This is a genomic window from Lacinutrix chionoecetis (genome assembly GCF_053604665.1).
In genome coordinates this window covers 61145-79583 of the sequence record NZ_JBSHNQ010000087.1, presented here as the reverse complement: position 1 = coordinate 79583, position 18439 = coordinate 61145, and the positions used below count along the sequence as shown (strand labels likewise).

The 18439-nt window shown below is 34.2% G+C and carries 20 protein-coding genes and 1 tRNA gene; 12 read left to right on the top strand and 9 right to left on the bottom strand.

The window, feature by feature from the left end; all coding sequences use genetic code 11:
- Nucleotides 1–58 precede the first annotated feature (58 nt).
- Nucleotides 59–1159, bottom strand: a complete 1101-nt coding sequence (locus ACVC43_RS15245; protein ID WP_452225403.1) for a TolB family protein — start codon at nt 1157–1159, stop codon at nt 59–61.
- A gap of 98 nt (nt 1160–1257) precedes the next feature.
- Here ACVC43_RS15245 and ACVC43_RS15240 point away from each other — a divergent pair, with 98 nt between their 5' ends.
- On the top strand, nt 1258–2481 hold the full coding sequence (locus tag ACVC43_RS15240) for a M28 family peptidase (RefSeq protein ID WP_452225402.1): 1224 nt from the start codon (nt 1258–1260) through the stop codon (nt 2479–2481).
- A gap of 230 nt (nt 2482–2711) precedes the next feature.
- Here ACVC43_RS15240 and ACVC43_RS15235 read toward each other — a convergent pair whose 3' ends face one another.
- The 4 genes from ACVC43_RS15235 to ACVC43_RS15220 are packed head-to-tail and all read right to left on the bottom strand — an operon-like array spanning nt 2712 to nt 5260.
- Nucleotides 2712–2921 (bottom strand): hypothetical protein, encoded by a 210-nt coding sequence (locus tag ACVC43_RS15235; RefSeq protein WP_452225401.1) that lies wholly within the window; start codon nt 2919–2921, stop codon nt 2712–2714.
- Between the two features lie 8 nt (nt 2922–2929).
- Nucleotides 2930–3136, bottom strand: a complete 207-nt coding sequence (locus ACVC43_RS15230; RefSeq protein WP_452225400.1) for a hypothetical protein — start codon at nt 3134–3136, stop codon at nt 2930–2932.
- Complete coding sequence (locus ACVC43_RS15225) at nt 3133–4527, bottom strand: radical SAM protein (protein WP_452225399.1); 1395 nt, start codon at nt 4525–4527, stop codon at nt 3133–3135. Before ACVC43_RS15225 ends, ACVC43_RS15230 begins: the two co-directional genes overlap by 4 nt.
- On the bottom strand, nt 4517–5260 hold the full coding sequence (locus tag ACVC43_RS15220) for a prolipoprotein diacylglyceryl transferase (protein WP_452225398.1): 744 nt from the start codon (nt 5258–5260) through the stop codon (nt 4517–4519). The genes ACVC43_RS15225 and ACVC43_RS15220 overlap by 11 nt, the downstream gene beginning before the upstream one ends.
- 126 nt (nt 5261–5386) lie before the next feature.
- Here ACVC43_RS15220 and dusB point away from each other — a divergent pair, with 126 nt between their 5' ends.
- A complete protein-coding gene (dusB, locus tag ACVC43_RS15215) occupies nt 5387–6382 on the top strand; it encodes a tRNA dihydrouridine synthase DusB (RefSeq protein ID WP_452225688.1) in 996 nt (331 codons plus the stop codon).
- Nucleotides 6383–6393: 11 nt separating this feature from the next.
- Here the strand turns inward: dusB and ACVC43_RS15210 are convergent, their stop codons facing one another.
- Nucleotides 6394–7608 carry an ABC transporter permease gene (locus ACVC43_RS15210; RefSeq protein ID WP_452225397.1) on the bottom strand — a complete coding sequence of 405 codons (1215 nt, stop codon included), beginning with the start codon at nt 7606–7608 and terminating at the stop codon, nt 6394–6396.
- 7 nt (nt 7609–7615) lie between these two features.
- The gene (gene rbfA / locus ACVC43_RS15205; RefSeq protein WP_452225396.1) at nt 7616–8017 is read right to left on the bottom strand and encodes a 30S ribosome-binding factor RbfA; all 402 of its coding nucleotides are present in this window, start codon (nt 8015–8017) and stop codon (nt 7616–7618) included.
- 153 nt (nt 8018–8170) lie between these two features.
- Here rbfA and mce point away from each other — a divergent pair, with 153 nt between their 5' ends.
- The 3 genes from mce to ACVC43_RS15190 all read left to right on the top strand — a co-directional run bounded on the left by mce (nt 8171) and on the right by ACVC43_RS15190 (nt 9127).
- The gene (gene mce, locus ACVC43_RS15200) at nt 8171–8575 is read left to right on the top strand and encodes a methylmalonyl-CoA epimerase (protein WP_452225395.1); all 405 of its coding nucleotides are present in this window, start codon (nt 8171–8173) and stop codon (nt 8573–8575) included.
- A 47-nt stretch (nt 8576–8622) separates the two neighbouring features.
- A tRNA-Ile gene (locus tag ACVC43_RS15195) sits at nt 8623–8696 on the top strand.
- 227 nt (nt 8697–8923) lie between these two features.
- Complete coding sequence (locus tag ACVC43_RS15190; RefSeq protein WP_452225394.1) at nt 8924–9127, top strand: PID-CTERM protein-sorting domain-containing protein; 204 nt, start codon at nt 8924–8926, stop codon at nt 9125–9127.
- Here ACVC43_RS15190 and ACVC43_RS15185 read toward each other — a convergent pair.
- Complete coding sequence (locus tag ACVC43_RS15185; RefSeq protein ID WP_452225393.1) at nt 9124–9714, bottom strand: riboflavin synthase; 591 nt, start codon at nt 9712–9714, stop codon at nt 9124–9126. The genes ACVC43_RS15190 and ACVC43_RS15185 overlap by 4 nt on opposite strands.
- A 65-nt stretch (nt 9715–9779) precedes the next feature.
- On the opposite strand from ACVC43_RS15185, the gene pdxA reads away from it, so the two are divergent.
- The 6 genes from pdxA to accC all read left to right on the top strand — a co-directional run bounded on the left by pdxA (nt 9780) and on the right by accC (nt 14804).
- Entirely contained in the window at nt 9780–10859 is a 1080-nt protein-coding gene (gene pdxA, locus ACVC43_RS15180; protein WP_452225392.1) for a 4-hydroxythreonine-4-phosphate dehydrogenase PdxA, read from the top strand.
- A 72-nt stretch (nt 10860–10931) separates the two neighbouring features.
- Nucleotides 10932–11471 (top strand): YceD family protein, encoded by a 540-nt coding sequence (locus ACVC43_RS15175; protein ID WP_452225391.1) that lies wholly within the window; start codon nt 10932–10934, stop codon nt 11469–11471.
- Between the two features lie 9 nt (nt 11472–11480).
- Nucleotides 11481–11684: a 50S ribosomal protein L32 gene (gene rpmF, locus ACVC43_RS15170; RefSeq protein WP_452225390.1), complete on the top strand. Its 204-nt coding sequence runs from the start codon at nt 11481–11483 to the stop codon at nt 11682–11684.
- Between the two features lie 178 nt (nt 11685–11862).
- Nucleotides 11863–12858 carry a beta-ketoacyl-ACP synthase III gene (locus ACVC43_RS15165; protein WP_452225389.1) on the top strand — a complete coding sequence of 332 codons (996 nt, stop codon included), beginning with the start codon at nt 11863–11865 and terminating at the stop codon, nt 12856–12858.
- 36 nt (nt 12859–12894) lie between these two features.
- Nucleotides 12895–13371 carry an acetyl-CoA carboxylase biotin carboxyl carrier protein gene (accB, locus tag ACVC43_RS15160; protein ID WP_452225388.1) on the top strand — a complete coding sequence of 159 codons (477 nt, stop codon included), beginning with the start codon at nt 12895–12897 and terminating at the stop codon, nt 13369–13371.
- Between the two features lie 80 nt (nt 13372–13451).
- Nucleotides 13452–14804: an acetyl-CoA carboxylase biotin carboxylase subunit gene (gene accC / locus ACVC43_RS15155; protein WP_452225387.1), complete on the top strand. Its 1353-nt coding sequence runs from the start codon at nt 13452–13454 to the stop codon at nt 14802–14804.
- 36 nt (nt 14805–14840) lie between these two features.
- Here the strand turns inward: accC and ACVC43_RS15150 are convergent, their stop codons facing one another.
- On the bottom strand, nt 14841–15362 hold the full coding sequence (locus tag ACVC43_RS15150; RefSeq protein WP_452225386.1) for a hypothetical protein: 522 nt from the start codon (nt 15360–15362) through the stop codon (nt 14841–14843).
- A 94-nt stretch (nt 15363–15456) separates the two neighbouring features.
- Between ACVC43_RS15150 and ACVC43_RS15145 the strand changes: the two genes are divergently transcribed.
- On the top strand, nt 15457–18201 hold the full coding sequence (locus ACVC43_RS15145) for a reprolysin-like metallopeptidase (RefSeq protein WP_452225385.1): 2745 nt from the start codon (nt 15457–15459) through the stop codon (nt 18199–18201).
- The last annotated feature ends 238 nt before the right edge of the window (nt 18202–18439 follow it).

The following is an 18439-nucleotide window of genomic DNA, read 5'->3' as shown; positions in this document are numbered from 1 at the left end:
TAGTACTTTCACAGCAAAACAATATAAGAAACACAAATTCCTATGTATAACATAATTTTTAATCCACCCACTCAGCAATAAACAAATTCGTATCGCGACCACCACCATTATTTCTGTTAGACGAAAACGCTAATTTTTTACCATCGTTAGAAAATACCGGAAAAGCATCAAAGGTTTCACTGTGTGTAACGCGTTCAAGGTTTTTACCATCAATATCTATTAAATATAAATTGAACGGAAATCCACGCTCAGCTTCAAAGTTTGAAGAGAATAATATTTTTTCGCCCGAAGGATGAAAAAACGGACTCCAATTGGCGTTTCCTAAGTCGGTTAATTGGCGTAAATCGCTACCATCGGCATTGCAAATGTAAAGCTCCATGTCTGTTGGTTCCACTAAACCTTCAGCTAATAAATCTTTATATTCTTTAATTTCTTGTTCTGTTTTTGGGCGCGACGAACGGAAGATAATTTTAGTACCATCTGGTGAGAAAAAAGCGCCACCATCGTAACCCAATTCATCTGTAATTTGCTTAACATCACTACCATCAAGATTCATGGTATATAATTCTAAATCGCCACTTCGTGTTGAGGTAAATACAATTTTATCGCCTTTTGGCGATACGGTTGGCTCGGCATCGTAACCTTTTTCGTTGGTTAATTGCTTTACAATATTGCCTTCTAAATCGGCAACAAAAATATCGAACGTATCATAAACTGGCCAGATGTATTTTCCGTTTTTACGTAATGGTGTATCTGGGCATTTTTCGTCTCCTAAATGGGTAGATGCATAAATAATATGCTTATTATCTGGCATAAAGTACGAGCACGTTGTACGTCCTTTTCCAGTACTTACCATTGGCGGCGCAACACTATCGAAAGTGTCGTTAGCATTCATTAAAAACATCTGGTCGCAACTTACATTCCATTTTGTGTAGTTAGATTGAAATACAATTTGCTTGTCATCGAAACTCCAATACGCTTCAGCATTATCACCTCCAAAAGTGACTTGACGCAGGCTTTTAAAATGAACTTCCTCTGGATAAATTAATAGGTTTTTATTTTCTGAAACTTTAGTTTTTGTTTCGGTTGCTGTTTGTTTTTCTTCGGTTTTACAAGAAACGATTGCTATAAGAATCAAAAAGAAAGAGAGTTTTTTCATATTAAAATACTAAAAAACCTGCGAGGTTTTTAAAACCTTGTAGGTTTAAATTATGATATAATTTTGACTAATTTTGTGCAAAATTAATACTTCTTATAATGAAAAACGGAATCCTTATCATTTTTTTAGTCATTTTAACGGCTTGTAACTCAGAAAACACGAAACCAATTTCTATTAAAGACGATGTTACTGTTTTGGCTTCCGATGCCATGGAAGGCAGACAAACCGGAAGTAATGGCGAACAAAAAGCGGCCAAATACATTGCTGAAAGATTTAAAAATTTAGGTTTAACTGAAAAAGGAACTAAAGGTTATTTTCAAACCTTTTCGTTTCGCCCAAAAACCGATCCGCATCAAGAAGTCAATTACACGGTAAAAGATGGCGATAGCACCATTACAGGAACAAACGTTATTGGTTTAATAGACAATAAAGCAGAAAACACCATTATTATTGGCGCGCATTACGACCACTTAGGTTTAGGTGCTGAAGGTTCTTTACATAGAGGCGAAATAGCAATCCACAATGGAGCAGACGATAATGCAAGTGGAATAGCTGTCATGCTAAATTTAGCTGAAAAATTAAAAGCTAAAAACACAAATAACAACTATTTATTCATGGCTTTTTCAGGAGAGGAAATGGGTTTATTGGGTTCTAACTATTTTGTAAAAAATCCAACCATAGACACCAAAAAAGTAAATTACATGATTAATATGGATATGGTTGGCAGACTAAAAGCCGATAGTACTTTGGCAGTTTACGGTGTTGGTACGTCTCCAATTTTAAAGCAAACGGTGTCGTCTAACAATTCGAAATTTAAATTGGTTCAAAAAGAATCTGGAGTTGGCCCAAGCGATCATACAAGTTTTTATAATGCAGATATTCCTGTATTGCATTTTTTTACTGGTCAGCATGAAGATTACCACAAACCAACCGATGATACCGAAAAGTTAAATTACGATGGTATGCAAACTATTTCAAATTACATTTTTGAAATCATTACAGACCTTGATAACAATGGTAAATTACCGTTTAGGGCAACTAAAAATGAAAGTGATGATTTACCAAAATTCGAGGTTGGTTTAGGCGTTATTCCAGATTATTTATTTGATGGAAAAGGTTTAAGAATAGATGGTACGCGTGAAGATACACCTGCAACAAACGCAGGCATACAAAAAGGTGATATTGTAGTGAAAATGGGGGGAAATAATGTAACAGATATGAAAAGTTACATGGGCGCATTATCCAACTATAAAAAAGGTGATACAACAAAAGTTACTGTAAAGAGAGGCGAAGAATTAATTGAGGTTAGCGTTACTTTTTAATTTGCTGTCACTTCGAGTGATTCTGAAGCATGAAGAATTGTATCGAGAAACAATTTAGTTTGAAGTAGTTCTCGATACATTTTGTTCGTGCCTCACAAAACACTCGAACTGACAATAAACTGCATGCTTTCTTCGAGTGATTCTGAAATATGAAGAATTGTATCGAGAAGTGTTATCCAAAAATGAACTCGAAGAAATTAGTTTCACATTTTAAGTCAAACACATCGATTTTAATAACCATAAATCATCGCACCACAAATCCCGAAGCTAATAATTAGGTAAACAACGCCTAATATCCAACAGATTTTTGAGGCTTTCTTTTTGTTTTTTAAACCTAAAACTGCAGCAATAATAAAAAGCAATACGGCTGGACCAACCATGATTAATGCAATCATGATAAAGAGTCCGTCTAAATTCATATTTGGTCCTAAATACAACATATTTAAATTTAATTCATCATGGCACCACAAGCGCCAAGACTAATTATAGTATAAATTACTGAAATTATAAACAATACTTTACTGGTTTTAGGTTTTGTTTTTTTTATCCCAAGTCCAATAAGCGTCAAAATAATTGCTGGTAGTAGCATTATAACAAGAAACATGATTACAACTCCAGTATAATCTCCACCACCTTCTATAAATAATGTAATCATACTATTTCGTTTCTAAGTGCTTCTAATCGCTCTTTTTTATCATCACGATAAAATAAATTCATGGTTTCAAAAGGTATTATTTTATTGTCTTTATCCACAATATGCACGCACGATTTTTTAATAGCGCGTACATCAAAATTATAAGCATCTATAAATTGCATAATAATCACACGAAACAAATTATCGTAACCTAAATTAGGCGCATCAATATTGGGTAAACAGCACATAATAGACTTTAAGTTTTCCTCGGCTACTTCAACAGAATTTCCTGTACTAAACAACGCAATCATTTTATCTTGAAGCTGTTCATCTTGTTCGTAAATAATGGTGTTTTTACTATTATCTAACAAATCGGCAGGATTAATATAGCGCGTTAAAGGAAATACTTCATCTTCCAATTTAAGTGCATAGCCCATAACTAAAGCATCAGGATTACAAGGCACAGGAATAAGATCGTCGCTTTTAAAAACAGTGGTTTGTTCCATTATTTTTCGTCGTACTTCGGTTAGCGTCATGCGATCTGTTTCCGGATTAAAATGCTCTAATCGACCAGCAATTTGCGTTGGCTGAAGCGTTACACCGCGACAACATTTTTGCTTTAAAGCGTAATCGATAATTTTTCCAATTTCGTGGTCGTTTAAGCCTTTTTGAAGTGTGACAACTAATGTTGTTGAGAGATTAACTTTGTTGAGGTTTTCAATCGCTTGCTTTCTAATATCATTTAAGTCGGCACCACGCAACTCGCGAAGCACACTGTTTTCAAACGAATCGAACTGTAAATACACCTCAAAATCTGGTGCGTAGGTTTTAAGTCGTTCCGCGAAAGTGATATCTTTTGCAATTTTAATTCCGTTGGTATTCAGCATTAAATGCCTTATTGGTAACGACTTCGCATAATCCATTATCTCCCAAAACTGCGGATGAATGGTTGGTTCACCACCAGAAATTTGCACCACATCTGGCTCTTTTTCATTTTTCACAATGGTGTCTAACATCGCTTTAACTTCGTCTAAAGTACGATGTCTGCCATAGGTAGGCGACGAGCCAGCATAACAGGTTGGGCACGTTAAATTACAACGGTCTGTGACTTCAACTACGGTTAGACAAGAGTGTTGCTCGTGATCTGGACACAAACCACAATCGTATGGGCAACCATAGTGTGTTTTGGTATTAAAGGTGTAAGGTGTTTCGCTTGGCTTATTATAATTTCTAATATTTTTATAATACTCAATATCGTCCGCAATGAGCACTTTACTATTACCGTGTTCGTTACAGCGTTTTAGCATGTAAACATTACCATTTTCAAAAACAATTTTTGCATCCACACGCCGTAAACACTCTGGGCATAAGCTTAAAGTAAAATCGTAATAGGTATAGTTTCTAACGGGCATTTTTTAGTTTTTCAAAGATGAATTTATAATAATACAACCAACAAATTACACATAATATTTGAATGCTGCTCAAACCGAAAACATAAAAGACGTTTGGTTTTAAAAATTCAATACAAAAACGCAATCCGAAATACAAAACCATAAACCACTTAAATAAGTCACCATTTTTTAAAGAGGAATTGCTTAGCAATCGTTTTAAGCCGAAAAACAGAATAACAAGAAACACTAATTCATACAGTGAAGTTGGATGCCTTAAGATACCATCGCCTAAATCCATCCCGAAAATTGAAGTGGTTTCTCGTCCGTAGGTAAACTCTTCTACACCAGACAAAAAGCAACCAATACGACCAATAAAGATGCCCAGAATAATAGGAAGCACAAATAAATCACCAGAAGATTCCGTTTCACCAATGTACTTTTTAGCTAATTCTACGCCAAGCAAACCGCCAAATAAACCACCCATAATGGTTTTGGTATTTAGCAAATTAAGGAGGTTTTGTTGAGACCATTCTACAAACGGATTTTCCAGTAAACCAACCAATCGCGAACCAACCAGAGCACCAATAGCGGCACCTAAAATTATTGAGAGCCTGTTGTTTCCTGAAATATGATCTTTTGAGCGTTTTCTTAAATACACATAATATCTAAAGGCAACAAAAAAAGCCAAATACTCTAAAACAAGGTGAATGTTTATGTTATAACCGAAGAGATTGGGTTCGAAAGGAATTTGCAAAAGCTATTTTTTTATGGAGAAAAGATACTCATTTTCCCTGTTAGACCTCACAGGTTTTTAAAACCTGTGAGGTCTTTTATCATGAATTCGAGAAAAAGCACTAATTTTGCCACAAAATCAAACACTTTGGTAAAAATAGACAACATAGAACTTCCAGATTTCCCATTGCTTTTAGCACCAATGGAAGATGTTAGCGACCCACCATTTCGAGCATTGTGCAAGGAACAAGGTGCAGATGTTGTGTATACCGAGTTTGTAAGTAGCGAAGGCTTGATTCGTAACGCTGCTAAAAGTGTAATGAAATTAGACATCTACGAAAAAGAACGACCTGTTGGTATTCAAATATTTGGAGCCAATATGGATAGCATGCTGGAAACCATTGATATTGTTTCGGCATCGAAACCAGATATTATTGATATTAATTTTGGCTGTCCGGTTAAAAAAGTAGTGAGTAAAGGCGCAGGCGCAGGTATTTTAAAAGATATCTGTTTAATGGAACAACTTACTGCGGAAATGGTAAAACGTACCAATATTCCTATTACAGTAAAAACGCGCTTAGGTTGGGATCACGACTCGATAAAAATTGTTGAGGTAGCCGAAAGATTGCAAGATGTTGGCTGTAAAGCTATTGCTATTCATGGTAGAACGCGAGCACAAATGTATAAAGGTGAAGCCGATTGGAAACCTATTGCTCAAGTAAAAAACAACCCAAGAATGCATATTCCTGTATTTGGTAATGGCGATGTTACAACGCCAGAACGCGCTATGGAGATGCGAGATGAATTTGGATTGGACGGCTGTATGATTGGTCGTGCAACTATTGGAAACCCATGGTTTTTTAAACAAGTAAAACATTTTTTTGAAACAGGAGAACATTTGGCGCCAATTACTTTAGCCGAACGCGTGGAAGCTGCACGCAGACATTTACAAATGGCCATTGATTGGAAAGGCGAAATACTTGGCGTTTTCGAAACCAGAAGACACTATACCAACTATTTTAAAGGTATTCCACATTTTAAAGAATATCGCATGAAAATGGTTACCAGCGATGCCTCGGCAGATGTATTTGCTGCTTTCGATGAGGTTTTAGAGAAATTTGGTGATTATGTTTTTACAGAATAATCTGCAAACAATTAACTTGTCTTTATCATTTCTTTGGTAATACGAACAGAAGCAATTTTTGAAGCTATAATGCCCAAAATGGTAATTGTAATAAATACAATAAACAAGTTTTCTACATGAAAGGAAACAGGGTAAGCCAGATTTTCGGTAATCATTATTTTGGTATTATCTGGTCCGTAGCGCTGAAACAATACAAGTAATGTGCTTACAACCAAACCAATTATTCCACCAATAACACTCATTAAGGCACCTTGTAAAAAGAATATTTTACGAATATCTTTTACTGTGGCACCAACATTAAATAATGTGTTTAAACTTTTTTTCTTGTCGAGCATCATCATTATCAAAGAGCCAACAACGTTAAAAAAAGCGATTATTAATACTAATGTAAAAATGAGATAAACTGCTAAGTTTTCGGTATTTAACATTTTGTACAAGGCGTCATTAAGTTGAGCAGTGGTTTTTAAAGTAATATTATCACCTAAAACAGCTTGAATTTGAGATTTAACGTCATCCTCATCTGCCTCTTCTTCTAATCTAAATTCAATATGCGTTAACTGATTTGGTTTAAAACTAAGCAATTCTTGTGCAAGATCTAAACTTGCAAAAATATGGCTATCGTCTAGATTCTCATTCACTGCAAAAACACCTACATTTATAGCATCTACCTGATTAAAAGCCTGATTTATTGAGGTAATTTGACCTTTTCCTGGTTTTGGTACAAATAGCGAAACACGTTTCCCGTAATCTAAAACACCAATATTTAAATTGTTAGAAACTCCCATACCAACAACAATCTGGTTGGTTTTATCTGTAAGCCAACTCCCTCGCCACAAAATAGAATCAACAGTATTTACTGTTTTGTAATTAGCATCTACTCCTTTTATGTATAAAGCTTGCTTATTACCATCGAAAGAGGCAATTACACGTTCTTCTGCTATTTTAGAATATTCTGAAATACCGTTTATGTTATTGAGTTTTTGGTCTTGAAGAGAATCTAAAACAAAAGACTTTCCAATGGTAGCTTCAGCTTTTAAATCGGGATCAATAATAGTAGTAAACTCTAATGTAAAATCACGCAGACCGGCAAAACCTGAGAGCACAATAAATAATGATGCCGAACCTAAAATAATACCAGCAACAGCAATATAGGTTATAAAGTTAATAGCATTATTAGTGCTTTTAGAGCGTAAATAACGTTTTGCTATGTAGAGAGGAAAGCCCAAAAACAGTTTAAGATTTTTTACGTTTTCCTAAAAGGTCTGGATCTCTTAATGGGTTATCTTTTCCCTTTAAAGATTGTTCAATTTTATCGATATGCTCTAAAGAATCGTCTACAAAAAAGTATAGTTGAGGCATTCTTCGTAGTTGGTTTTTTGTACGTTGCGAAAGTTCATGACGAATAAATGGCTGGTTAGATTTTATGCCTTCTACTAATTCTTTCGCTTTGTCATTTGGAAAAATGCTTAAATAAACTTTTGCAACCGATAGGTCTACGGTTACCGCAACCTTTGTTACCGAAATAATAACACCACGCATACCACCTTGTGTAGCTGCTGTTTGTAATATATCTACCAGATCGCGTTGTAAAACCGATCCTATTTTTTTTTGTCTTTGACTTTCTTCTGTTTTCATCTATTGTGTTAACTCCAAAATTTTAATAGTTAATTTGGACTGCAAAAATACGCTTTTTAAATATTATAGTATTTTTACATGCAAAATATGTGCCTGATATATAAGAAGATTAGAATTTAAAAACATTAGTCTCGCTTTTTTTAATAATTAACTATGAATAAAATAGAACACATTGGAATTGCTGTAAAAAGTTTAGAAAACTCTAATATATTGTTTAAAAAACTGTTTGGAGAGCAGCATTATAAAATTGAAGAAGTAACGTCTGAAGGTGTAAATACCTCCTTTTTTAAAATTGGAGAAAATAAGATAGAATTACTTGAAGCCACAAAAGAAGATAGCCCAATAGCAAAGTTTATAGAAAAGAAGGGAGAAGGTATTCACCATATTGCTTTCGATGTAGACGATATTGAAGCAGAAATTAAGCGCTTAAAGGCTGAAGGGTTTATTATATTAAACGAAACTCCCAAGAAAGGCGCAGACAATAAATTAGTTGTTTTTCTCCATCCAAAATCATCAAATGGAGTGTTAATTGAGCTTTGTCAAGAAATAAAGAAATAAAATCTTGTAGTCTTTTAAAAATAATATTAGATTTGCACACCAATTTTGGTCCCATAGCTCAGTTGGTTAGAGCACCTGACTCATAATCAGGTGGTCCTTGGTTCGAGCCCAAGTGGGACCACATAAAATTGTAAAGCCTTTCATTAAGTTGAGAGGCTTTTTTTTTGTTTAAATATTTATTAACATTTTAAGGAATTTAAACCCACATAGATTAAACAAAAACCCTACAGATTTAGGTTATTTTTGGTATTTTGTCGAAAAAAAATACCGTTCATAGTGTTTTTTTGTCGAAAAAAATGTTGAAAAGTTTTGTAGCGAGAGTTTTTTTTATACATTTACCGCCTGATTATGATAAAATATAAAAAGACATTTGCCTCAATCTTATTTATATTAATAAGTTTTGTATGCTCAGCTCAGGAATTTCCTCCTCCACCGCAGCCTCCCACAGGTCCTGTTGGTCTGCCTATTGATGGTGGTTTAATTATCTTATTGGTAGTAGGCGCTGTGTTTGGTGTCTATAAAATGCTTCGATTTAAAAAGCAAGCATTTTAATCTTTCAAAGCGGTCAACCGCGTAATATATTTACCTATAACATCAAATTCTAAGTTTACTATTGTACCCTTTTTAAAAGTTTTAAAATTCGTGTGCTCATAAGTGTAAGGAATTATTGCAACACTAAATTCATCACGTTTAGAATTGACAACAGTAAGGCTTACTCCGTTAACCGTAATAGAGCCTTTCTCTATAGTAATATTGTTTAAAGCGGGATCATACTTAAATGCAAATAACCAACTGCCTTGTGTTTCTGTTACATTAACACATTCCGCAGTTTGATCTACGTGGCCTTGCACAATATGACCATCAAGCCGATCTCCAAGTTTCATGGCGCGCTCCAAATTAACAGCATCAGAAACCTTTAAGCCTCCAATATTAGTTTTATCAAGTGTTTCTTTAATTGCCACTACAGTATAGTTGTTATCTTCAATATTTACAACCGTTAAGCATACACCATTGTGGGCAACACTTTGATCTATTTTTAATTCTTTGCTAATGCTGCTTTTAACAGTAATGTGTAAATTATCTAATTCATGTTTTAGATTAGTAATTCTACCTAAGGTTTCAATAATTCCCGTAAACATACTTTTAACTGTATTATTTGGTTAAATTTGTGCGTATAAAATTACGAACAATAGTTAGCATTATAATGAAGAGAGAAGAAAAAATAATTGTAGGCATATCTATAGGCGACTTAAACGGAATAGGAGCAGAAATAGTGTTGAAAATTTTTGATGATAACAGAATGTTGGATTTTTACACTCCAGTTATTTTTGCGTCCATAAAAACCATGACATTTATTAAAAACCATTTTAATTTAAGCATCAACCTATATGGAGTTAATAATTTAAACGAAGTGCTTCATGGAAAAGTGAATGTATTCAATTGCTGGAAAGAAAACGTGGACATAAATTTTGGGAAAGAAGATATTAAAATTGGAGAATATGCTATTAAATCTTTAGAAAGCGCAACAAAAGCTTTAAAGAGCGATGCTATAGATGTTTTAGTTACGGCTCCAATAAATAAAAGCAATATTCAATCTGAAACATTTAAATTTCCGGGCCATACAGATTATTTAGCTCAGGAATTAGAAGGAGACAGTTTAATGTTTATGGTTACAGATACGTTAAGGGTTGGTTTACTTACAGACCATGTGCCTGTAAAAGATATAGCGAGCCATATCACTTCAGAATTAATAACAGAAAAAATTAATACGGTTTATAATTCTTTAAAAAAAGACTTTAGAATACGAAAACCAAGAATTGCTGTTTTAGGTATCAATCCACACACAGGAGATAATGGTGTTATTGGCAATGAGGATGACACTGTTATGCGACCAACATTAAAAAAAATAAAAGAAAGTGGTAAACTGGTATTCGGTCCTTATGCTGCAGATAGTTTTTTTGGAAGCGATAATTTCAAAAATTTCGACGCTATAATAGCTTCATATCACGATCAAGGTTTAATACCATTTAAAACATTGTCATTTGGACAAGGTGTAAATTTTACAGCTGGACTAAATAAAATTCGTACCTCTCCAGATCATGGTACAGCCTACGAAATAGCTGGAAAAGGCGAGGCAGATACAGGTTCTTTTAAAGAAGCCCTCTTTACTGCAGTAAGCATTTTTAACAATCGAAGAGAGTACGAAGAACTAAATAAAAACCCGCTCGCAATTAGTAAAAGAAAGCGATTTGATGAGAGAAAATTCGAATCAAAAAAGAAGTAAACAAAAAATTGTTAATAAGTCTGCTGAATTAATAAAAAATTGTATATTTGCGGGCTCAAAAGAGATGTGATAATGAAGCCATTGAAAGCGTTTACAATTCCATTTGTAGGACTTAAAGTCGGGAAACATCACTTTGAATATGAGATTGAAAAAGAGTTCTTTGAATATTTTGAGTATGACGACTTTAATAATAGTAATTTAAAAGTTGATGTTTTTTTAGAAAAAAAGACAACACTTTTAGAATTGCATTTTGAAGTTTCGGGAACAGTTAATGTCAATTGCGATGTAACAAACGAACCTTACGATCAAGTATTAGACAATGCGTTTGATTTGGTTGTTAAGTTTGGGGATGAATATAACGACGAAAATATCGATATATTAATCATACCTCATGGTGAATACGAAATTAGTATACAGCAATATGTCTATGAATTAATTGTATTAGCAATGCCAACAAAACGCATTCACCCTGGAGTTGAAGACGGTACATTAAATTCAGACATACTCGAAAAATTAGAAGAATTAAGTCCTAAAGTAAAGGATATAAAAGAAGACCAAGAGGAAATAGATCCTCGCTGGAATACATTAAAGAAACTATTAACGGATAAATAAAATAATAAAATGGCACATCCTAAAAGAAAAATCTCGAAAACCAGAAGAGATAAGAGAAGAACACATTATAAAGCAACTGCGCCACAAGTTGCAACTTGCCCAACAACAGGTGAGCCTCATCTATATCATAGAGCTCATTGGTTCGAAGGAAAATTATATTACAGAGGTCAAGTTCTAATTGACAACGCAGTAACTGAAGAAAACGCAGCATAATTACTATGCATGCATATAGAAAAACGCTCACTTGTGAGCGTTTTTTTTGTGATATATTTTTCTTTAAGTTAAAAACAACTTAATTTGCATGTAATTAACCAAAAAACCCTATTTTGGACGAAATTTCGCCTTTTTTAGACGATTTTCAGCATTTTTTGGTTAAATTAACTTGAAAAGTATGAGTAAAATCTCAGCGGCAATTACAGCTGTAGGCGCTTATGTGCCAGACTATATATTAACCAATAAGATTTTAGAATCTATGGTTGATACTAACGACGAATGGATAACCACAAGGACAGGAATCAAAGAACGTCGTATTTTAAAAGGAGAAGGCAAAGGAACTTCATATATGGCTATTAAAGCCGCTCAAGACCTTCTTAACAAATCTAAAATAAACCCAGAAGATATTGAACTTGTTATAGTGGCCACTGCCACACCAGATATGCAAGCAGCCTCAACAGCAGCCTATACAGCAACAGAAATAGGAGCTGTAAATGCTTTTTCTTTCGATTTGGAAGCAGCCTGCTCAAGCTTTTTATTTGGTATGTCCACAGCAGCAAAATATATTGAAACAGGACGTTATAAAAACGTACTGTTAATAGGAGCAGATAAAAATTCTTCGATGATTAATTACGAAGACCGATCAACCTGTATAATATTTGGTGATGGCGCAGGTGCCGTATTGTTTCAGCCTAACGAAGAAGGTTTGGGTTTACAAGACGAATACCTTAGAAGTAATGGAGCAGGAAGAGAGTTCTTACAAGTAAAATCAAGTGGTTCTTCTTATCCGGTGACAGCCGAAACGTTGGCAAGGAAAGAAAATTACGTCTTTCAAGATGGTAAAACAGTATTTAAAAATGCTGTTTTCAATATGGCAGATGTTGCAGAAAAGATTCTTGAAAGAAATAATCTTACAAAAGACGATATCGCTTGGTTAGCTGCACATCAAGCTAATAAGCGAATAATAGATGCCACCGCAAACCGCATAAATCTTGAAAGCGATAAGGTAATGATGAATATAGAGAAGTATGGTAACACCACTTCGGCAACATTACCATTGCTACTTAACGATTACGAATCACAACTAAAAAAAGGCGATAATATTATTTTTGCAGCCTTTGGTGGTGGCTTTACTTGGGGCTCAGTATATTTAAAATGGGCCTATAATTCTTAATAAACTAACAAAAATAAATTAAATAAACTCTTAATTATGGATTTAAAAGACATTCAAAACTTAATCAAATTTGTAGCAAAATCGGGTGCAAGTGAGGTTAAATTAGAAACCGATGACGTTAAGATTACAATAAAAACAGGGTCTGAAGAAACGACGATTGTACAGCAAATGCCAATGCAGCAAATGCCAATGCAACAAATGCCTCAACAAGCAGCAACACCTGTGACACCTGTTGAAGCAACTACAGCTCCAGCGGCAGATGATAACTCTAAATACATTACTGTAAAATCTCCAATAATTGGAACATTTTATAGAAAGCCATCACCAGATAAACCATTATTTGTTGAAGTAGGACAAACTATTGCAGAAGGCGATGTACTTTGTATTATTGAAGCTATGAAACTTTTTAATGAAATTGAATCTGAAGTTTCAGGTAAAGTAGTTAAAATTTTAGTAGACGATGCTTCTCCAGTAGAATTCGATCAGCCATTATTTTTAGTAGATCCATCTTAATATAAATCCCAATTTTCAATTCCCAAATTCCCAGTAAATTTTGGGATTTGTTTTTTGAATATTGAAAATTATCCGCATTTATGTTTAAAAAAGTACTAATTGCCAATAGAGGAGAAATAGCACTTCGTGTTATTAGAACCTGCAAAGAAATGGGCATCAAAACAGTAGCGGTATATTCTACTGCAGATGCCGAAAGTCTTCATGTTAAATTTGCAGACGAAGCGGTTTGCATTGGTCCAGCACCAAGCAGCGAATCGTATTTAAAAATGTCGAATATTATTGCAGCTGCAGAGATAACGAATGCAGACGCCATACATCCAGGTTATGGATTTTTATCTGAAAACGCTAAATTTTCAAAAATTTGTGCAGAGCACGACATAAAATTTATAGGTGCCTCTCCAGAAATGATTGATAGAATGGGAGACAAAGCTAATGCGAAGTCAACCATGATTGCTGCAGGAGTTCCTGTAGTTCCTGGCAGCGAAGGCGTTATAGAAAGTTTTGAAGACTGTAAAAAAATCGCTAAAGAAACTGGCTATCCAGTAATGCTAAAAGCATCTGCTGGTGGTGGTGGAAAAGGAATGCGAGCCGTTTGGAAACCAGAAAATTTACAAGATGCCTGGGAGTCGGCAAGACAAGAATCTAAAGCAGCATTCGGTAATGACGATATGTATATGGAGAAGCTTATTGAAGAGCCACGCCATATAGAAATACAAATTGTTGGAGACTCTAACGGTAAAGCCTGTCATTTGTCCGAAAGAGATTGCTCAATTCAACGTCGTCACCAAAAATTAACTGAAGAAGTGCCTTCTCCGTTTATGACGACTGCATTACGCAAAAAAATGGGTGAAGCTGCAGTAAAAGCAGCAGAATACATTAAATATGAAGGTGCGGGAACAGTTGAGTTTCTCGTAGATAAGCATAGAAATTTCTATTTTATGGAAATGAATACACGTATTCAAGTGGAGCACCCGATTACAGAACAGGTAATTGATTTCGATTTAATTCGTGAGCAAATATTAGTAGCAGCAGGAGTGCCTATTTCAGGTAAAAATTATTTACCTCAATTACACTCAATAGAATGTAGAATTAATGCAGAAGACCCGTTTAATGATTTTAGACCATCTCCAGGAAAAATAACAACATTACATGCTCCAGGAGGTCATGGTGTGCGTTTAGACACACATGTATATGCAGGATATTCTATTCCGCCCAATTACGATTCAATGATTGCTAAGTTAATTACAACTGCGCAAACAAGAGAAGAGGCTATTAATAAAATGAAGCGTGCTTTAGACGAGTTCGTAATAGAAGGTATTAAAACAACGATACCGTTTCATAGACAATTAATGGATCATCCAGATTATTTAGCTGGAAATTACACTACAAAATTTATGGAAGATTTTGTTATGGAAAAACCTGTCGAAGAATAACAATAAAAAAGCGATTTGAATTTCAAATCGCTTTTTTTATAGTTTAAAAGTTTCGTTAATTGAAGTGATAATCTGTGGGACTTCGTCTGTTTTAAAATCTAAAATCAAGTGGTATTCTTCGTTATTGATTTTTGTTAAATTTAGGTTGCCTTGTGTAATATTATAATAACCTGTCTGTCCACGGCAAAAACAAATTCTTCCAAACCCAAGATTCACTTTTTGTAGCCCTAAATTTTTAAGTTCTAAGTTTTTAACATCTTCATCTACTTCTAAATATACAAACTCGTTATAACTTGCATCTTGAAGATTGTCCGGAACATTTCTAGAATATTCAAATTTAAGAACCGTTTTATTTCCCTCTGATAATTCAGAATAGCTATTGCCAAACTCATCGCTTTTAATTCTAAAATTTTTATTTCTTAAAACCTCGAAAGTGCAAACGCCGTCTTCAGGACACAAATTAGAACTTGCCGCTATTTTAGCATTGGTATTAATATTTTTATTTGTATTACAACCCACTATACTAAGTAGAATAATAAATATGTTTAAAATCTTCATATCCAAATATAAACTATTAAATTTTACTTTAAAAATTTGCTACTTCAATGATATCAACTATCTTTAAACAGATAATTTTAAAAATAAGATGAATATGAAAAACTTTTACTTTAATTGGGTATTTACTTTGTTGCTTTCAGCATTAGTAATTACACCCATATTTTCACAAAATAATAAGTCGTTGTGGACAAAGACAACACAAGTTGAAACGTCTAAAAAGCAATTAATGTACAGAAAAAGTGAACCTAACAAGGCTAACTTTTATAAATTGAATATAGAGGCATTAAAAACTGAACTTTCAACAGCACCTAATAGAAATACTTTTACAGGAGTTTCTAATGTTATAATAGATTTCCCTTCTGCCCATGGTACTTTCGAATCGTACAGAGTTAAAGAAGCGCCAATTATGGAAGCAGCACTTCAAAACCAATATCCAAATATTCGCACCTATTTAGGAAAAAGTATAAACACGCCAGGAAAAGTTATTCGATTTAGTATAACGCAACAAGGATTACATACCATGTCTATGTCTAATAAAGATGGTATTGAATTTATAGACCCATACACCAAAAATAGTGATGAATACATTGTTTATGCTAAAAAAGATTTACCTGTTTTAAACCAACAATGGGAGTGTGGTGTAGTTGATGGCGAAATTATCGAGGAAAACAGAAACTTGGATTATAGCACTTTTAAAAATGCGGACGATAGTATGCTAAGAAATTTTAGACTAGCAGTTGCAACAACAATTGAGTATTCGGCATTTCATTGGATGGCTGCCGGATTAACTGCTGCAGATACAGAGGCAGCAAAAAGAGCTGCAGTTATGGCTGCTGTTGTTGTTACAATTAATAGAAATAATCAAGTGTACGAAAGAGATTTATCGATAACGATGACTTTAGTAGGTAATAATAACAGCATTATTTTTATCAATTCTGATAATTTTTCTAATGATAGTGCGGGAGCCTTAATTGGTGAAAGTCAAACAGAAATTGATGCAGCAATTGGTAATGCAAATTATGATATTGGTCACACATTTAGCACAGGTGGAGGTGGTTTAGCCTCATTAAATTCACCGTGTGTTACTGGAAATAAAGCAAGAGGTATTACAGGTTTACCAGCACCTGTAGGTGATGCATACGATATAGATTTTGTAGCTCACGAATTAGGACATCAATTTGGAGCACCACATACTTTTAATGGCGATGCAGGAAATTGTGCTGGAGGAAACAGAACAGCTTCAAATGCTTACGAGCCAGGAAGTGGGTCTACTATAATGGCATATGCAGGAATATGTGCACCTCAAAATGTACAAAATAATAGTGACGCCTATTTCCATCAAAAGAGTTTACAAATGATTTGGGATAACGTAACTATTGGCAACAGTACATGTGCTAACCAAACAGCTACAGGAAATAGTGCACCTACATCTAACGCAGGAGCAGACTTTACTATACCCGCACTTACTCCTTATAAATTAACAGGAAGTTCTACCGATCCTGATGGAACAGGAACGCACACCTATACATGGGAGCAATACGATTTAGGTCCAGCAGGTTTGCCAGACGAGACTAATACTACAGGTCCTTTAGTTAGAAGTTTTGAAGGTACAGATGACCCAACAAGATATGTTCCAAGATTTGAAAGTGTTTTAAGTAATGGTGGAGTCTCGACGACTTGGGAAAAACTGTCTTCAGTTAATAGAAATATAAACTTTAGATTAACTGTTAGAGATAATGGAGCTAGTGGAGGCCAAACTGCTGTTGATCAAATGACAGCGACTGTAAACGCAGGAGCTGGTCCTTTTGTTGTAACCTCGCAAAACACAAATGAGATTGTATGGACTCCTGGTGATATCGAAACTATTACGTGGGATGTTGCAGGAACAACAGGGAATGGAGTAAATACGGCTAATGTTAATATATTACTCTCAACAGACGAAGGTGTAACATTTAGTGCAATTGCATCTAATGTTCCTAATAATGGTGCTTACAATATTACTGTACCAAATGTAGAAGCTCCTAAGTGTCGAATTATGGTAGAAGGTGCTGGCAACATATTTTATAATGTTAATGATTTCTTCTTTGCTATTGGAGATTATACATACGTAACTACTCCAGAAGTTTGTAATGATTTTGCATTTAACTTAAACCAGGCCATTCCGTTTAGTGATACAACATATTCTGGATATGCTTTACAAGTGAATACATCTCAACAAGTTGATGATGTAGACGTAAGAATTGACATCACTCACCCAGATAACGGACAATTATTTCATGCTATTAGACCAGCTGGTCAAGCTGATATTATTAGAACATCAAATGGAAGTTGTCCTGGTACTGCTAATCTGGATCTAATTTATGATGATGAAGGTACGGCAGTTGACTGTACAAACACCACAAGTGGTGCCAATACCATACCATTTAATCCTTTATCTGCTGCAGACGGCATTGATTCTCAAGGACAATGGGCATTTTTTATTACAGATATAGTAGATGATGCAAATACAGGAACAGTTAATACAGTAACTTTAACAATATGTACAGCAGGAACTTCTGAACCAGTTCTTTCTGTTGATGAATTTAATTTAGAAAATTCTTTTGCAGTTTATCCTAACCCTAACAACGGAAACTTTAATATTAAATTCAATTCAAATTCAAATAAAATAGGCATCTCAGTTTACGATGTTAGAGGACGTTCTGTTTACGACAAATCTTACATTAATGATTCTGGAACTTTTGATGAAAACATTAATTTAGGAAATGTACAGTCTGGATTGTATTTATTAAATGTTAATGACGGAGAACGCACAGTAACTAAAAAAGTTATAGTTCAATAGGAATAATATCTTTTAAGATATAAAAAACTCCAAAATTAAGTTTTGGAGTTTTTTTATGCCCAAAAACAAAGATATCGTAGCTTAAGAAATTAGGATATTCAAGTATAATATTACTCATTATTCATGATGAAATAAATTATAAAACCATGAATATGAGAGTGTTTAGGAAACGTTTTTTGTTAAAAAACAGGTTTTCTGTCTTTTTTTATTTCAAAAAAGTTAAATTTAACGCCTTAAT

What these genes read in the sequence shown, in the direction of transcription:
- ACVC43_RS15245 (WP_452225403.1), bottom strand. Translation starts at nt 1,159, where the DNA reads ATGAAAAAACTCTCTTTCTTTTTGATTCTTATAGCAATCGTTTCTTGT.
- ACVC43_RS15240 (WP_452225402.1), top strand. Translation starts at nt 1,258, where the DNA reads ATGAAAAACGGAATCCTTATCATTTTTTTAGTCATTTTAACGGCTTGT.
- ACVC43_RS15235 (WP_452225401.1), bottom strand. Translation starts at nt 2,921, where the DNA reads ATGTTGTATTTAGGACCAAATATGAATTTAGACGGACTCTTTATCATG.
- ACVC43_RS15230 (WP_452225400.1), bottom strand. Translation starts at nt 3,136, where the DNA reads ATGATTACATTATTTATAGAAGGTGGTGGAGATTATACTGGAGTTGTA.
- ACVC43_RS15225 (WP_452225399.1), bottom strand. Translation starts at nt 4,527, where the DNA reads ATGCCCGTTAGAAACTATACCTATTACGATTTTACTTTAAGCTTATGC.
- rbfA (WP_452225396.1), bottom strand. Translation starts at nt 8,017, where the DNA reads ATGAAAACAGAAGAAAGTCAAAGACAAAAAAAAATAGGATCGGTTTTA.
- mce (WP_452225395.1), top strand. Translation starts at nt 8,171, where the DNA reads ATGAATAAAATAGAACACATTGGAATTGCTGTAAAAAGTTTAGAAAAC.
- ACVC43_RS15190 (WP_452225394.1), top strand. Translation starts at nt 8,924, where the DNA reads ATGATAAAATATAAAAAGACATTTGCCTCAATCTTATTTATATTAATA.
- ACVC43_RS15185 (WP_452225393.1), bottom strand. Translation starts at nt 9,714, where the DNA reads ATGTTTACGGGAATTATTGAAACCTTAGGTAGAATTACTAATCTAAAA.
- pdxA (WP_452225392.1), top strand. Translation starts at nt 9,780, where the DNA reads ATGAAGAGAGAAGAAAAAATAATTGTAGGCATATCTATAGGCGACTTA.
- ACVC43_RS15175 (WP_452225391.1), top strand. Translation starts at nt 10,932, where the DNA reads ATGAAGCCATTGAAAGCGTTTACAATTCCATTTGTAGGACTTAAAGTC.
- rpmF (WP_452225390.1), top strand. Translation starts at nt 11,481, where the DNA reads ATGGCACATCCTAAAAGAAAAATCTCGAAAACCAGAAGAGATAAGAGA.
- ACVC43_RS15165 (WP_452225389.1), top strand. Translation starts at nt 11,863, where the DNA reads ATGAGTAAAATCTCAGCGGCAATTACAGCTGTAGGCGCTTATGTGCCA.
- accB (WP_452225388.1), top strand. Translation starts at nt 12,895, where the DNA reads ATGGATTTAAAAGACATTCAAAACTTAATCAAATTTGTAGCAAAATCG.
- accC (WP_452225387.1), top strand. Translation starts at nt 13,452, where the DNA reads ATGTTTAAAAAAGTACTAATTGCCAATAGAGGAGAAATAGCACTTCGT.
- ACVC43_RS15150 (WP_452225386.1), bottom strand. Translation starts at nt 15,362, where the DNA reads ATGAAGATTTTAAACATATTTATTATTCTACTTAGTATAGTGGGTTGT.
- ACVC43_RS15145 (WP_452225385.1), top strand. Translation starts at nt 15,457, where the DNA reads ATGAAAAACTTTTACTTTAATTGGGTATTTACTTTGTTGCTTTCAGCA.